Raw genomic sequence first — 13064 nt, 5'->3', positions numbered from 1 at the left:
GTCACGGCAACGCGTCGAGGCGATAACCCATGCCGCGCAACGTGACAAAGCGCTCCGGTCCGAGTTTGCGCCGCAGATACCGGACGTAGACGTCCACCACGTTGGAGCCCGGGTCGTAGTCGTAACCCCACACCTGGCTCAGCAGCTGTTCGCGGGACAACACCTGCCCGGGGTGGCGTAGGAACGTTTCGGCAAGCGCGAATTCGCGCGCCGAGAGGTCGATCGTGCGCCCGTCCACCCGGGCGCGGCGGGTGCGCAGATCCAGGCTCAGTCCACCGTAGGACAACACCGTCAGTTCGCTGACCCGTTCGGTGGACAGCCGCAGCCGTATCCGGGCCAGCAGTTCCTCGAAGCGGAACGGTTTGGGCATGTAGTCGTCGGCGCCACCCTCGAGGCCCGCAACGGTGTCGGCGACGCTGGTGCGCGCGGTCAACATCACCACCGGAAGCTGATTGGCTTCGGCACGCAACCTGCGCAGCACCTCGAAACCGTCCATGGTCGGCAGTCCGATGTCGAGCACCATCAGATCGAACTCGCCGGTGCGGGCGTAATCGTAGGCAGACGCTCCATCGGTGACCTCGGTGACGGTGAAGCCGTTCGCGGTCAGCCCCTTTCGGATGAACGACGAGATTCTGGGCTCGTCTTCGGCGATCAGGATGCGGGCCATCGGTCCTCCAGGACTGCGGGAATGGTGATGCTGAACGTGGCACCGCGCCCCTGCACGCTGTCGAGCAGGACGTCGCCGCCGTGCGCGACGGCGATCGCCCGCACGATCGACAGGCCCAGCCCGGCCCCGTCGCCGGAGTGCCGGCCGTTGCCGCGTGCGAACCGGTCAAAGATGCGGGCCTGATCGGCCGGGCTGACCCCGGGGCCGGAGTCGGAGACCCAGAATCGCAGCCAGCCGCCGGACAACTGTGACCCCACCCCGATCCGTGCACCGGGTGCGGTGAACCGAGTTGCGTTGTCGGCCAACGCAACCAGGGCCTGGGTGATGCGCTGCGGATCCAAGACCGCCGTCACGTCCGCGGTGGTTTCCAGGACGAAGTTGCGCTCGGCCAGCCGGGAGACCTTGATGAAGGCGTCCTCGGTGAGCACGGCGACGTCGGTGTGCTCCGGTTGCAGGAACGACGGCTGCTCGGAGTGCGCGAGGACCAGTAGGTCGGAGACCATCCGGTTCATCCGGGTCAGCTCGTCGTCGACGAGCGCGACGGTCGCGGCGATGTCCTCGGCGTCGGTGGGGTCGAGCACCTCGAGGTGGCCGCGGACGATCGTGATCGGGGTCCGCAACTCGTGGCCGACGTCGTCGATGAAACGCCGTTGCACCGCGATGCCGGCCTCGATGCGGTCGAGCATGCCGTTGAGCGTGGCCACCAGTTCGTTGATCTCGTCGCGTTCGCCGCCGCGGCGCATCGGGATGCGCTGCGACATGTCGGTGTCGGTGATGGTGTGCGCGGTGGCGACGACGTCGCGCAGCGGATGCAGGACGCGCCCGGCCAGCAGCCAGGCGCCCGCGGCGGCGCCCACCATCGTCACCGATCCGACCAGCAGCAGCATCCGGGCGGCGTTGTCGGCGGCCTCGCGTTCGGCGTCGCCGAGGTAGGCCGCCACGATCACCCCGCGCGAGTCGTCGCCGTCGAGCGAGACCGGGATCGCCAGGTAGCGGACCTCGCCGGCGCTCGGGTGCTCGTAAAGGCCCGCCGTGGGTTCGGTGACCGTGGCGACTCGCCGGCCGAACACCTCGTCCTGGGCGAGCACTTCGGTGGCGCCGGGTTCCTGGCGGCTCTGGGTGCGGTAGACGCCGTCGACGTAGCCGAGGAACTTCTCGTTGGGTCGCGCGATGTTGTAGGCGATGGCCTCGTGGATCACCTCGTCGATGCTGGCGAACGGTTCGCCGGTACGTGGGTTGACCCCCGGCGCGCTGAGTTCGCCGAACTCCTCGACCTCGACGCGCAGCGCCTCGTCCATCCGCGCGTTGATGCTCGATTTCAGCAGCAGCCAGGTGGCCAGCGTCACGATGCCCAGCGCCGCCATCACCAGCAGCAGGACCCAGGCGATGATGCGGGTCCGGGCTGCGCTCGGCAGGATCCGACTCCACCTCGATGTGCTGGGGGCCTGGCTCATGGTGGCCATCTTGCCCGCCCGGGGTGCCGCGGCCACCGGATCAGTCGTCTCAGTCGTCGTCGTCCCAATCGTCGTCGTCCCAATCATCATCATCGTCGTCGGCCCAGTCGTGGTGCGGCGGACCGCCGGTCGCCGGCGCGGGCGGGTTGATCGTCTGGATGGCCGGCGGGGGCGGCGGCACATCCGGGGGACCGGCATGGGCGTGCCGCGGCCGGGGGACCGGGGTGGCCGCGGTGGGCGGGGCGTCGGCGCCCGAGGGGTCCGGCTGGTGCGGGGCTTGCACCCGGATGGGCCGCAGCGGCTCTTCGGCGGCACTCGGCTGCAACGAGACCACCGCGACACCGGCGCCGGCCACCACGGCCAGCGCCACCAGACACATCAGTAGAACGCGCATGATGCCCACAGTGCTGGTGCGCCGTGGAACCCAGGTGAGACTCAGATGAGAGCGTTCTCATCTGGGCTACCCGCGGCCGGCCGGCCCTGCAGCGTTTGAGGCGTCTTCGCGGAGGGCAATCCCGGAGGACGCGACAACCCGACGCGCGAGCCCGAAAGGTGGCGGTGGCATGGCCGGCAAACACCGACGCGGTGAGGAGCACGACGACCCGGACGGGGATCCGGAAATGCTGCAGCAGCGGGCCGCACCGCAACCGGATCAAGCGGAAGGCGCCGACGACTCGGCGGAGACCGGCGAGACGAATTGACGCGTGATCAGGCGCCGAGGTTCGCGATCTCGGCGTCCAGGCTCGCCGCCTGTTCGCTCACCTCATGTTCGGTCGGGTCGGCGGAGCCGACGCGGTCGATCAATTCCGTCCGGGACGTCACGGTCAAGGCACCCCGAAATTCGTCGGAGTCCAGCGCGGCGGCGGGGATGACCTCGGTGCGCCCCTCTATCAAGACCAGCAGCGCGTCGGTGTCCGGCGCAGCGAGTAACCGCCGCACATCGGTGGGCGAGATCGTCATGAGTCCTCCCGGCTCGGTGGCTTCTGCAGGGAGCTATTCCCATAGTCGTCGCGACCTAAGCCGCCAATTCAGCGCGTCGTCCTGGCGTGCCGCTCCTGCTCCCGTTTCCCGTACATGGCACTGCGGACGGCGCGGTCGCTTTCGAAACTGGATCCCAGTGCCCCGGCGAACGTCCCCAACGAGCTTGCCAACAATGCGAGTTCGGTGTAATCGCGCCAGCTCGCCGGGTGAGCCAGGACCGACTCCAGGTAGTCCGGCGGAACGATGATCAGCGAGCCCAGCAGCACGACCGTGAAAAGCAGGACGTACATGCTTGTCACCCCCGCTGCCAACGTCAGCACCGTGGCGGTGTTGTACAGCGCGGCGTTGCTGCGTTGATCGAGGTCGCGGGGACGCTCCCACAGCCCGTTGTAGAGCATCAGCCACAGCATCATGGACATGATCGCCACCACGCTGATGATGGCCAATCGCGTCCCACTCATCGAATCGGCCATGTTCCAGATGCTGGAGTAGAACACGCCGAATGCGGCGGCAGCCACCGCGGCCGCGATGGCGCTCGACAGGCTCGGCAACAGTCGCCACGGACGATTGACCCGGACCATGCCCAGCACCAGCCGGAGTCGACCACGTACCGGACTGAGCTCCACCACCACATTTCGGCCGCTGCTGTCGTCGGCGACCTCTTCGCGGGTCGGGTGCAAGGGGGAGGGCCGCGAGCGGCCTGGCCGGTACGTGTTCGAGCCCTCCGAATCGAACAGGACGTGCACAACTCGCACGATCGACTTCGTGACGTGGTGCCGCAACCGGATCGGCCCCAGGGCGGGAAGTGATATCACCGCGGCGCGGTAGGTCTTGTTGGTATCGGAAGCCACCAGCGTCTCGCCCCACCGCCGGGTCAGCTCCGTCACGGAGACGAACAGATCCCAACCTTGCTGACGCATCAAGCGGTCGCTGTGCTCCCACACCTCGACGTTGCCCTGCTCGTCCAGCGGCAGGGCGCGGGTGTGGGTTTCGACCTTCCAGTGGATACGGTCGCTGATCTGCTCGGCGAATTTCCTTGGTAGCTCCGCGGCCAGCGAGTCGACGATCGTGGTGGACAAACCGGGATCGGCGACCAAACCTACCGTCAGCGTCTGCACCGCGCCGCCACTTCTGCACCCCTGCCTCGTAGCCGAATTTGCAACCTGTAACGAAGGTGTACCCAGGTGGTAGTAGCTTCACCCGTCGCTAGGGCAACTCGGCGTGGGCCGTCCATTCGATTGTCGAAGCCACCTGATCACGTCCGGCGGGGCGGATGTAGATGTCGCGGTAGTAGCTCGGTCCGGCCTGCTCGATGAGTCGCCAACCGTGCTCGCCGAGATACTCGTGCAGGAGTTCGGGCTTGAACCCGGTGTGCCACAACGGTTGTGATCCCAGGAATTTCTTGTGCAAGGCCTGGGCACCATAGTAGTTGGTGCCGTCGATGAAATCCTGTCGCACATAGCTGAAGATCAGCCGGCTGCCGGTCGCTGCGGCGCGAAGCTGCTCGAACAGCGCGGTAACCGTGTGCGGGTGCAGGTACTGCGTCACGCCCTCACAGACAAAGAAGGTGCGCTGGGCGGCGTTGTAACCGTGGGCGGACAGCGCGCCCATGACGTCGTCGTGTTCGAAGTCGGCCGCGACCAGCCGCACCGACGGCGGCATGGCGCCCAGCGTGCGGTTGACCGCGACCCGCTTGCGGTCGATGTTGACCTGCTGATCGACTTCGAAGACCGGCAGATTGCTGTGCCGGGCGATCCGGTAGGCCCGGGTGTCGAGGCCGGCACCGAGGATCACCGCGGCGTCGAACTCGTTGAGCGGGTCGGACAACCGGTCGTCGATGAACCGCTTGCGGCACATCATGCTGGCCCACATCCCGGGGGCTTTGCGCTCCGAACTTCGGATCAGCGCGTTACGCAGCGGGGTGGCTCGGGTCGCCGCGACGATCGCCCGCAGATGGGCGGGCAGGAAGGAGGCCGCCAGATCATCATCGAGGAGGCGCCGATCGACCGGCTCGTGGTGCTCGACCGCCGCGAGTGCCATCGGGCCAAAGGCCGTCTGTGCTGGAGCGTTTCGGGGCACCGGAGCAGTCTCTCAGCGCTTGTTCACATACCCGGCGTCGACGGGCAGCGCCACGCCGGTGACATAGCGGCCGGCATCGGAGACGAGGTAGTACGCCGCGTTGGCGATGTCCTCGACGTCGAGCGTCTGCACCGGTAGCGCGTTGCCCATATCCGGACCGCCCTCGCTCTGCTGCGCCAGGCCGGAGAGCCAGGACCGGGTGAAGTCGTTGTCGATCATCGGGGTGTCCACCCCGGCCGGGTGCACGGAGTTGACCCGAATCCGGTAGGGCGCAAGGACATTGGCGTATACACGCATCAGTCCGACGATGCCGTGCTTGGCGGCGGCGTACCCGACGGAGCCCGCTACCGGGGAACCCAGGCCAACCAGGCCGGCCACCGAGCTGGTCAGCACGATGGACCCGCCGTTGCCGAACTTGATCATCGGCTTCATCACCACGTCGACCGTGTGATAGACCCCGGTCAGGTTGACGTCGATGACGTCCTGCCAGGCGCCCTCGGCGGCCATCGGTGCGATGCCGGCATTGGCGATCACGATGTCCAGGCGGTCGCCGAGTTCGGCGGTGCCGGTGCGCAGTGCTGCTTTGAGGGCGTCGCGGTCGCGGACGTCGGCCTCGACCGCCACGATCCGCGCCCCGGTCTCCTCGACCAGTTTGACCGTGGCGGCCAAGTCGTCGGGGGTGGCCAACGGATAGGGCACCGACTCGATCTGGCCGCACAGGTCGACGGCGATGATGTCGGCGCCCTCGGAGGCCAGCTTGACCGCGTGCGCCCGGCCCTGCCCGCGGGCGGCGCCGGTGATGAACGCGGTCTTACCGCTGAGACTGGTGCCCATCAGGCGCGCAGTTGGCCCTTGGCGGGATCACCGGCCACGACCGGCGTCAGCATCTTGATGTCGGGTGCGCCGTCGAGATGCTCGCCGATCGCGCCGAACATCTTGGCCACCGCCGGTGCGGTGCTGTGCGTCTTGAGCGCCTCGGCGTCCGCCCACTGTTCGATGAACACGAAGGTGCGGTCGGTCTCGTGCAGCGCATACAACTGGCAACCGGGTTCGTCGTGGACCGCCGCGATCGCCTCGGTGCACGCGGTCCGGACGGCGTCCACCGACTCGGGCTTGGCGGTCATGGTGGCGACGACAACAACGGGCATGCGGGTCTCCTCGATGAGGTGATGTGACGTCCCACACCCTAACCGGGCGGCGGCACTCCGGCGCGGATGGGTGCAGCCGGTGCGGGGGTGGACGCGGCCCAGGACGGCCACGAGCCGATAACGATTCGGCCACAGACCGGGTTCAGGGTGCGCAGCGACCTCGCGGACACCCGTTCGTGACCAGTGTGGCGGATGGTGCTGATGAGGTAGTTGCGACTAGGCTTGGGCCCATGGCAAGTAAGACCGCTGCGCGTTCCGGCGCGAAAACGGGCAGGTCAGGGGCGCGGTCGGGGGCCGGTTCGAAGTCGGCCGCGCGGTCCAAGCGGCCCGCCCCGCCACGTAAGAAGGCGCCGGCGCGTCGGCCCCAACACGGCCCGTCGCCGGTGGCGGCGGCCGGTGTCGCCGTCGGGCGGGCGTCGCGGGCCACCTGGTTGATGCTGGCGCGGGGTGCCGGCAGTACCGCGCGGTCGGTGGGCCGGGCCCGTGATATCGAACCGGGCCACCGGCGCGACGGCATCGCGCTGGCCCTTCTGGGGATCGCCGGTGTCATCGCTGCCAGTTCGTGGTTCGACGCGGCGCGGCCGGTGGGGGCGTGGATCGACGAGGTGCTGCGCACCATGGTCGGCTCGTCGGTGATGCTGCTGCCGATCGCCGTCGCGACCGTCGCGATCGCGCTGATGCGCACCGCGCCCGATCCGGAGGCGCGGCCCCGGCTGATCCTCGGCGTGGCGATGGTGGCGTTGCCGGCCCTGGGACTGTGGCATCTGTGGTCCGGTTCACCAGAGGACCCGAGCGCCCGCCAGGGTGCGGCGGGGTTCTTCGGCTTCGCGATCGGCGGACCGTTGTCGGACGGGTTGACGGTCTGGATCGCCGCACCGCTGCTGTTCATCGGCGTGGTCTTCGGGCTACTGCTGCTGACCGGCACCACCATCCGCGAGGTGCCCGCCACGCTGCACCACATGTTCAGCACCCGCTTCAACCGCGAGTACGACGACTACTACGACGATGAGTACGACGAGTACGCCGAAGATGAAGCGGGACAGCGCGATACCGAAGACTTCTCCGACGGCTATTACGACGACCCCGCGGCGTATCAGGATGAGCCACAGAGGTGGCCGGGCGGAACGCCGTACGACAACTACCCGTTGAACGACGAGACCGCCGTGGGCCTCGACGACCCGCCGACCATTCCGGAGCCCGCGGTGGCCGCCAAGCCGCGCAAGCGCAAGCCGGCCGCCAAGACCGCCCCCGAACCGGCCGCGGTCGCGGTGGTGGACCGCGTGGTGGAGGGCCCGTATGTGCTGCCGCCGCTGGATCTGTTGATTGCCGGCGATCCGCCGAAGCGGCGCAGCGCGGCCAACGACGCGATGGTCGAGTCGATTTCCTCGGTGCTGCAGCAGTTCAAGGTCGACGCCGCCGTCACCGGCTGCACCCGCGGACCCACCGTCACCCGCTACGAGGTGGAACTCGGCCCCGGCGTCAAGGTGGAGAAGATCACCGCGCTGCACCGCAACATCGCCTATGCGGTGGCCACCGAGAGCGTGCGCATGCTCGCGCCCATCCCGGGCAAGTCCGCGGTGGGTATCGAGGTCCCCAACACCGACCGCGAGATGGTCCGGCTCGCGGATGTACTGACCGCGCCCAGCACCCGGCGCGACCACCATCCGCTGGTGATAGGACTCGGCAAGGACATCGAGGGCGACTTCATCTCGGCCAACCTGGCCAAGATGCCGCACCTGCTGGTGGCCGGATCCACCGGTTCCGGTAAGTCCAGCTTCGTCAACTCGATGCTGGTCTCGCTGCTGGCGCGGGCCACCCCCGAGGAGGTCAGGATGATCCTGATCGACCCGAAGATGGTGGAACTGACGCCGTATGAGGGCATCCCGCACCTCATCACCCCCATCATCACCGAGCCGAAGAAGGCCGCGGCGGCGTTGGCCTGGTTGGTCGAGGAGATGGAGCAGCGCTACCAGGACATGCAGGCCTCCCGGGTGCGTCACATCGACGTGTTCAACGAGAAGGTGCGCTCCGGCGAGATCACGGCCCCGCTGGGCAGCAAGCGGGAATACAAGCCCTACCCGTACATCCTGGCCATCGTCGACGAGCTCGCCGATCTGATGATGACCGCGCCCCGCGACGTCGAGGACGCCATCGTGCGGATCACCCAGAAGGCCCGTGCGGCCGGCATCCACCTGGTGCTGGCCACCCAGCGCCCCTCGGTGGACGTCGTGACCGGGCTGATCAAGACGAACGTGCCGTCGCGGCTGGCGTTTGCGACGTCGTCGCTGACCGACAGCCGCGTCATCCTCGATCAGCAGGGCGCGGAGAAGCTGATCGGCATGGGCGACGGCCTGTTTCTCCCGATGGGCGCCAACAAGCCCATCCGGCTGCAGGGCGCGTTCATCACCGACGAGGAGATCCAGGCCGTCGTCGAGGCCTGCAAGGACCAGGCCGAGCCCGACTACACCGACGGCGTGACCGCCGCCAAGCCCGGCGGCGAGCGCAAGGACGTCGACCCCGACATCGGTGACGACCTGGACGTGCTGCTGCAGGCCGTCGAGCTGGTGGTGTCCTCGCAGTTCGGCTCCACCTCGATGCTGCAGCGCAAGCTGCGGGTCGGGTTCGCCAAGGCGGGCCGGCTGATGGACCTGATGGAGACACGCGACATCGTCGGGCCGTCCGAGGGGTCCAAGGCACGCGAGGTGCTGGTCAAGCCCGACGAGCTGGCCTCGACGCTGGCGCTGATCCGCGGCGACAGCGGCCGCGCGGCCGAGGACTCCGACACCGACGACGAGCCGGAGTTTTAGGTACCGAGATCGGCGAAATGCCGGAATCCATTCGGACTTTCCGGCCCAAGGGTGAGTTTCGGCTACAGGATCAGCAGCATCCGGGTGTTGCCCAGGATGTTGGGCTTGACGTAGCTCAGGTCCAGGAACTCGGCGACGCCGATGTCGTAGGACCGGCACATCTCCTCGTACACCTCGGCGGTCACCGGGGTGCCGTCGATCTCGCGGAAGCCGTGCGCGCTGAAGAACCGGGTCTCGAAGGTGAGCACGAACAGCCGCTCGAGCTGCAGCTCGCGGGCGACCTCGAGCAGCTTCGCCACGATCGCGTGGCCCACCCCGCGGCCCTTGACCTTGGGATCGACGGCCACCGTGCGGACCTCACCCAGGTCCGACCACATCACGTGCAGCGCGCCGCAGCCGACGATCTCGCCGTCGAGCTCGGCGACCCAGAATTCCTGGATCGCTTCGTACAGCGTGACCAGGTTCTTTTCCAGCAGGATCTTGCCCGCGTAGGTGTCCACGAGACGCTTCATCGCCGGCACGTCGGAGGTGCGGGCGCGACGCACTGTCGGGGCGGTGGATTGCGGCTCGTTCACGGGTGGACAGTATCGGGTGCCGGGCTCTTAGACGCCACCGATATTCTATTGCGGTGTCGGGGCACCCTGAAATTGAACCGGCGGCCCGGCGCCCTTCCGTGGTCAATGCCGCTAACTTGTTGACCGCACTGCGGCTCGTGCTGGTTCCGGTCTTCCTGCTGGTGCTCTTCGCCGGCGACGGTCACGAATTCGCGAACCGCATCGCGGCTTTCGCGATCTTCACGGTCGCCGTGATTACCGACCGGCTCGACGGTCAGCTGGCCCGCAAATACAACATGGTGACCGAGTTCGGCATGCTCGCCGATCCGATCGCCGACAAGCTGCTGATCGGTTCGGCGCTGATCGGGCTGTCGATGCTGGGCGACCTGCCCTGGTGGGTGACGGTGGTCATCCTGGTGCGCGAGATCGGCATCACGGTGCTGCGATTCGCGGTGCTGCGCCGCGGCGTGATCCCGGCCAGCCGCGGCGGCAAGCTCAAGGCCTTGGTGCAGGCCGTCGGTATCGGACTGTTCGTGCTACCGCTGGACGCCTGGCCCACGGTTTGGCACACCACGGCCTCGGTCGTGATGGGGCTGGCGATCTTGCTCACGGTGTGGACCGGCATCGACTATCTGGTCTCGGCGATCCGGGATTTTCGCCGGGCTCCCCGGGAACCAAACGCGACGTCGTAGACGTTGATCACCACAGAGCCCGACGAAGTCCGCGCTGGGCGCGCCGTCCCTGTCGACGCGCCGTCCCCGCGGAGCAAAGGAGACACGATGACGTTGTTGCTGCGGGAGGTCGTTGGAGACGTGCTGCGTCGTGCCCGTACGGCCCAGGGCCGCACCCTGCGCGAGGTGTCTGACTCCGCCCGAGTCAGCCTCGGCTACCTCTCTGAGGTCGAACGGGGCCGCAAGGAGGCCTCCAGCGAGCTACTCAGCGCGATCTGCTCGGCGCTGGACATTCCGCTGTCGCTGGTGTTGACCGACGCCGGCGAGCAGATGGCCCACCACGAACACGCCGAACCCGGCGCCGGTGGCGCCGCGCGCATCGACGCCAGCACCAAGGTCGTCATCCCGCCGGTCAAGCCGGTCGCGATGGCAGTGGCCTGATCGGCGCCACGTTCGATTTTCGAGTAGGGGAGTGTGGCGAACGCCGCCGAACCGATAAATTGGTCTGCGCAGGTCGAGTCACACCAGACACCACCGACAACGTTAGGCGGCATGACACTCATGGCCAATCCGTTCGTTAAGGCATGGCGCTACCTGATGGCGCTGTTCAATTCGAAGATTGACGAGCATGCCGATCCGAAGGTCCAGATTCAGCAGGCCATCGAGGAGGCTCAGCGTCAGCATCAGGCCCTGTCCCAGCAGGCCGCCCAGGTGATCGGCAATCAGCGTCAGCTCGAGATGCGCCTCAACCGGCAGCTCGCCGACATCGAGAAGCTGCAGGCCAACGTCCGGCAGGCGATCACGCTCGCCGACCAGGCAGTCGGGAACGGCGACGCCACCAAGGCCAACGAGTACAACAACGCCGCCGAGGCGTTCGCGGCGCAGTTGGTGACCGCCGAGCAGAGCGTCGAGGATCTCAAGGCGCTGCACGATCAGGCGCTGCAGGCCGCCGGTCAGGCCAAGAAGGCCGTCGAGCAGAACGCGATGGTGCTGCAGCAGAAGATCAGCGAGCGGACCAAGCTGCTCAGCCAGCTCGAGCAGGCCAAGATGCAGGAGCAGGTCAGCGCGTCGCTGCGGTCGATGACCGAGATCGCCGCGCCGGGCAACACGCCGAGCCTCGATGAGGTCCGCGACAAGATCGAACGCCGCTACGCCAACGCCATGGGTGAGGCCGAACTGGCACAGAATTCGGTGCAGGGCCGCATGCTCGAGGTGCAGCAGGCCAGCGTGGAGATGGCCGGGCACTCGCGGCTCGAGCAGATCCGGGCCTCCATGCGCGGCGAGTCATTGACCTCGGGGACGACCGGGACCACGTCCGGCACCCCGCAGGCATCCCCCGCGACACCGGCCGCTGAGGCCGCCCCCGATAAGCCGCTCAGTCAGTAGCTGAGCTGGCCAGTGCGAATGAAGGTAGAACGATGGCGGTCAAGCCTCTAACCAAGCAATGGCGAGCGGTGCTGCAACGGGGGATCGACGGCGCCAGCGAGGCCGCCGACCTGGTCGCCCACAAACTCAGCTTGGCCGCCGACCCGCGCGCCCGGTTGCTGCGTAAGCGCAAATGGGCGCTGCGGATCGGACTGCTGTTCACCTTCGCGACCCTGTTCTGCATTCTGGTGACGGTGCTGCTGGCAACCTGGAGCACGCCCGCCTGGGCGCTGCTGATCCCCGGACTGCTGGCCGCCGGCGCGGCGTTCCCGGCCACGCTGGCGTTCCTGCGATACCGGTGGCTGCGCTCGACGCCGTTGCCGCCGAAGCGGCCGGCCGCCACTCGGCGGCTGCCGCCGCACGGTTCGGCCGCGCGCCCGGCGATGTACGCCCTGGGCGCCTCGGAGCGCGGCCTGTTCTCGCTGCTGAGCGTGATGGAACGCGGCAATCTGTTGCCGGTCGGTGAGGTGCAGGATCTGACCGCGGTGGCCAACCAGACCGCGACCGCGATGGCGGCCACCGCGGCGCAGGTGGTGTCGATGGAGCAGGCGGCCACCACCGCGCCCAACTCCCGGGCCTACCTCGCGCCGACCATCAACGCCTACACCGCGCAACTGGGCATCGGTGTCCGTCAGTACAACGAGATGGTCACCGCCGCAGCGCAATTGGTATCGGCGGCCAACGGGGGCGGGGCGCCGTCACCGCAACTGCTGGCCTCGCAGCACCGCTATCGCAGCGAATTGACCGACGCGACCGACCGGCTGCTCGGCTGGGCGCAGGCGTTCGACGAACTAGGTCAGCTGCGCCAGGCCTGACAGCTCACACGTCGTGGCTGGACGGCGGTCCGATGCGCGGGCCGTACTTGTCCGCGTACGCCTGGTGCACGTGCGCCTTCTTCTGGCGGGAGATCTCGTCGACCAACCCGGGGTTCAGGCCGTGCGTGCGCAACATGTGCCGCCGCCACACCTTGTTCAAGGCGTGCGAGAAGTACACGAACGGAATCAGGATCGGCAGCGTCATGCCCAGGTGCACGTACAGCGTGGTGGGGATGAGCCAGAACGGCGCGAGGATCAGCACCGCCGGGATGAACATCCGAACCATCATGCGACGGGTGGCGCCCTTGCCCGCCAGGTCGTGGCGCACCCAGTCGCGCATCGAGTTGGGCAGCCGACCGCCGTAGCAATATCGGACGTATTGCAAGGGATTCGGCTTGGTCGGCGCGGCGTTGTTATCAGTCATGGTCTTAACCAAATGTTACAACAATGTTACAACCGCGTG

Annotated in this window: 16 protein-coding genes; 6 read left to right on the top strand and 10 right to left on the bottom strand. The window is 67.7% G+C overall.

Going from position 1 to position 13064, the window contains the following annotated elements; translation table 11 throughout:
* Position 1 precedes the first annotated feature (1 nt).
* The 3 genes from RCP80_RS15490 to RCP80_RS15480 are packed head-to-tail and all read right to left on the bottom strand — an operon-like array spanning position 2 to position 2515.
* On the bottom strand, positions 2–667 hold the full coding sequence (locus tag RCP80_RS15490; RefSeq protein WP_308478516.1) for a response regulator transcription factor: 666 nt from the start codon (positions 665–667) through the stop codon (positions 2–4).
* Positions 652–2121, bottom strand: coding sequence for a sensor histidine kinase (locus RCP80_RS15485; protein WP_308478515.1), 1470 nt, complete (start codon positions 2119–2121; stop codon positions 652–654). Before RCP80_RS15485 ends, RCP80_RS15490 begins: the two co-directional genes overlap by 16 nt.
* 49 nt (positions 2122–2170) lie before the next feature.
* The gene (locus RCP80_RS15480) at positions 2171–2515 is read right to left on the bottom strand and encodes a hypothetical protein (RefSeq protein WP_308478514.1); all 345 of its coding nucleotides are present in this window, start codon (positions 2513–2515) and stop codon (positions 2171–2173) included.
* A 169-nt stretch (positions 2516–2684) separates the two neighbouring features.
* Here RCP80_RS15480 and RCP80_RS15475 point away from each other — a divergent pair, with 169 nt between their 5' ends.
* The gene (locus RCP80_RS15475) at positions 2685–2822 is read left to right on the top strand and encodes a hypothetical protein (RefSeq protein ID WP_308478513.1); all 138 of its coding nucleotides are present in this window, start codon (positions 2685–2687) and stop codon (positions 2820–2822) included.
* Positions 2823–2829: 7 nt separating this feature from the next.
* Here the strand turns inward: RCP80_RS15475 and RCP80_RS15470 are convergent, their stop codons facing one another.
* The 5 genes from RCP80_RS15470 to RCP80_RS15450 form a co-directional block, all read right to left on the bottom strand.
* Positions 2830–3081 (bottom strand): hypothetical protein, encoded by a 252-nt coding sequence (locus tag RCP80_RS15470; RefSeq protein WP_308478512.1) that lies wholly within the window; start codon positions 3079–3081, stop codon positions 2830–2832.
* 68 nt (positions 3082–3149) lie between these two features.
* Entirely contained in the window at positions 3150–4220 is a 1071-nt protein-coding gene (locus RCP80_RS15465; protein WP_308478511.1) for a hypothetical protein, read from the bottom strand.
* A gap of 88 nt (positions 4221–4308) precedes the next feature.
* Entirely contained in the window at positions 4309–5181 is an 873-nt protein-coding gene (locus tag RCP80_RS15460) for an SAM-dependent methyltransferase (protein WP_308478510.1), read from the bottom strand.
* A gap of 12 nt (positions 5182–5193) precedes the next feature.
* Entirely contained in the window at positions 5194–6015 is an 822-nt protein-coding gene (locus RCP80_RS15455) for a mycofactocin-coupled SDR family oxidoreductase (protein WP_308478509.1), read from the bottom strand.
* A complete protein-coding gene (locus RCP80_RS15450; protein ID WP_308478508.1) occupies positions 6015–6329 on the bottom strand; it encodes a putative quinol monooxygenase in 315 nt (104 codons plus the stop codon). The genes RCP80_RS15455 and RCP80_RS15450 overlap by 1 nt, the downstream gene beginning before the upstream one ends.
* A 230-nt stretch (positions 6330–6559) precedes the next feature.
* On the opposite strand from RCP80_RS15450, the gene RCP80_RS15445 reads away from it, so the two are divergent.
* Positions 6560–9136: an FtsK/SpoIIIE family DNA translocase gene (locus RCP80_RS15445; protein WP_308478507.1), complete on the top strand. Its 2577-nt coding sequence runs from the start codon at positions 6560–6562 to the stop codon at positions 9134–9136.
* A 62-nt stretch (positions 9137–9198) separates the two neighbouring features.
* Here RCP80_RS15445 and RCP80_RS15440 read toward each other — a convergent pair whose 3' ends face one another.
* Positions 9199–9711 carry an amino-acid N-acetyltransferase gene (locus RCP80_RS15440; protein ID WP_308478506.1) on the bottom strand — a complete coding sequence of 171 codons (513 nt, stop codon included), beginning with the start codon at positions 9709–9711 and terminating at the stop codon, positions 9199–9201.
* Positions 9712–9809: 98 nt separating this feature from the next.
* Between RCP80_RS15440 and pgsA the strand changes: the two genes are divergently transcribed.
* The 4 genes from pgsA to pspM all read left to right on the top strand — a co-directional run bounded on the left by pgsA (position 9810) and on the right by pspM (position 12601).
* Positions 9810–10382, top strand: a complete 573-nt coding sequence (pgsA, locus tag RCP80_RS15435; protein ID WP_308478505.1) for a CDP-diacylglycerol--glycerol-3-phosphate 3-phosphatidyltransferase — start codon at positions 9810–9812, stop codon at positions 10380–10382.
* Positions 10383–10469: 87 nt separating this feature from the next.
* Complete coding sequence (clgR, locus tag RCP80_RS15430; protein ID WP_308478504.1) at positions 10470–10802, top strand: transcriptional regulator ClgR; 333 nt, start codon at positions 10470–10472, stop codon at positions 10800–10802.
* A 120-nt stretch (positions 10803–10922) separates the two neighbouring features.
* Positions 10923–11747, top strand: a complete 825-nt coding sequence (pspA, locus tag RCP80_RS15425; RefSeq protein WP_308482864.1) for a phage shock protein PspA — start codon at positions 10923–10925, stop codon at positions 11745–11747.
* Positions 11748–11779: 32 nt separating this feature from the next.
* On the top strand, positions 11780–12601 hold the full coding sequence (gene pspM / locus RCP80_RS15420; RefSeq protein WP_308478503.1) for a phage shock envelope stress response protein PspM: 822 nt from the start codon (positions 11780–11782) through the stop codon (positions 12599–12601).
* A gap of 4 nt (positions 12602–12605) precedes the next feature.
* Here the strand turns inward: pspM and RCP80_RS15415 are convergent, their stop codons facing one another.
* The gene (locus RCP80_RS15415; protein ID WP_308478502.1) at positions 12606–13025 is read right to left on the bottom strand and encodes a DUF5313 domain-containing protein; all 420 of its coding nucleotides are present in this window, start codon (positions 13023–13025) and stop codon (positions 12606–12608) included.
* Positions 13026–13064 lie beyond the last annotated feature (39 nt).

The organism is Mycolicibacterium sp. MU0053 (assembly GCF_963378095.1).
Classification (GTDB): Bacteria; Actinomycetota; Actinomycetes; order Mycobacteriales; family Mycobacteriaceae; genus Mycobacterium; species Mycobacterium burgundiense.
This window is presented reverse-complemented; position numbering and strand designations above follow the sequence as displayed.

What these genes read in the sequence shown, in the direction of transcription:
- RCP80_RS15490 (WP_308478516.1), bottom strand. Translation starts at nt 667, where the DNA reads ATGGCCCGCATCCTGATCGCCGAAGACGAGCCCAGAATCTCGTCGTTC.
- RCP80_RS15485 (WP_308478515.1), bottom strand. Translation starts at nt 2,121, where the DNA reads ATGAGCCAGGCCCCCAGCACATCGAGGTGGAGTCGGATCCTGCCGAGC.
- RCP80_RS15480 (WP_308478514.1), bottom strand. Translation starts at nt 2,515, where the DNA reads ATGCGCGTTCTACTGATGTGTCTGGTGGCGCTGGCCGTGGTGGCCGGC.
- RCP80_RS15475 (WP_308478513.1), top strand. Translation starts at nt 2,685, where the DNA reads ATGGCCGGCAAACACCGACGCGGTGAGGAGCACGACGACCCGGACGGG.
- RCP80_RS15470 (WP_308478512.1), bottom strand. Translation starts at nt 3,081, where the DNA reads ATGACGATCTCGCCCACCGATGTGCGGCGGTTACTCGCTGCGCCGGAC.
- RCP80_RS15455 (WP_308478509.1), bottom strand. Translation starts at nt 6,015, where the DNA reads ATGGGCACCAGTCTCAGCGGTAAGACCGCGTTCATCACCGGCGCCGCC.
- RCP80_RS15450 (WP_308478508.1), bottom strand. Translation starts at nt 6,329, where the DNA reads ATGCCCGTTGTTGTCGTCGCCACCATGACCGCCAAGCCCGAGTCGGTG.
- RCP80_RS15445 (WP_308478507.1), top strand. Translation starts at nt 6,560, where the DNA reads ATGGCAAGTAAGACCGCTGCGCGTTCCGGCGCGAAAACGGGCAGGTCA.
- clgR (WP_308478504.1), top strand. Translation starts at nt 10,470, where the DNA reads ATGACGTTGTTGCTGCGGGAGGTCGTTGGAGACGTGCTGCGTCGTGCC.
- pspA (WP_308482864.1), top strand. Translation starts at nt 10,923, where the DNA reads ATGGCCAATCCGTTCGTTAAGGCATGGCGCTACCTGATGGCGCTGTTC.
- pspM (WP_308478503.1), top strand. Translation starts at nt 11,780, where the DNA reads ATGGCGGTCAAGCCTCTAACCAAGCAATGGCGAGCGGTGCTGCAACGG.
- RCP80_RS15415 (WP_308478502.1), bottom strand. Translation starts at nt 13,025, where the DNA reads ATGACTGATAACAACGCCGCGCCGACCAAGCCGAATCCCTTGCAATAC.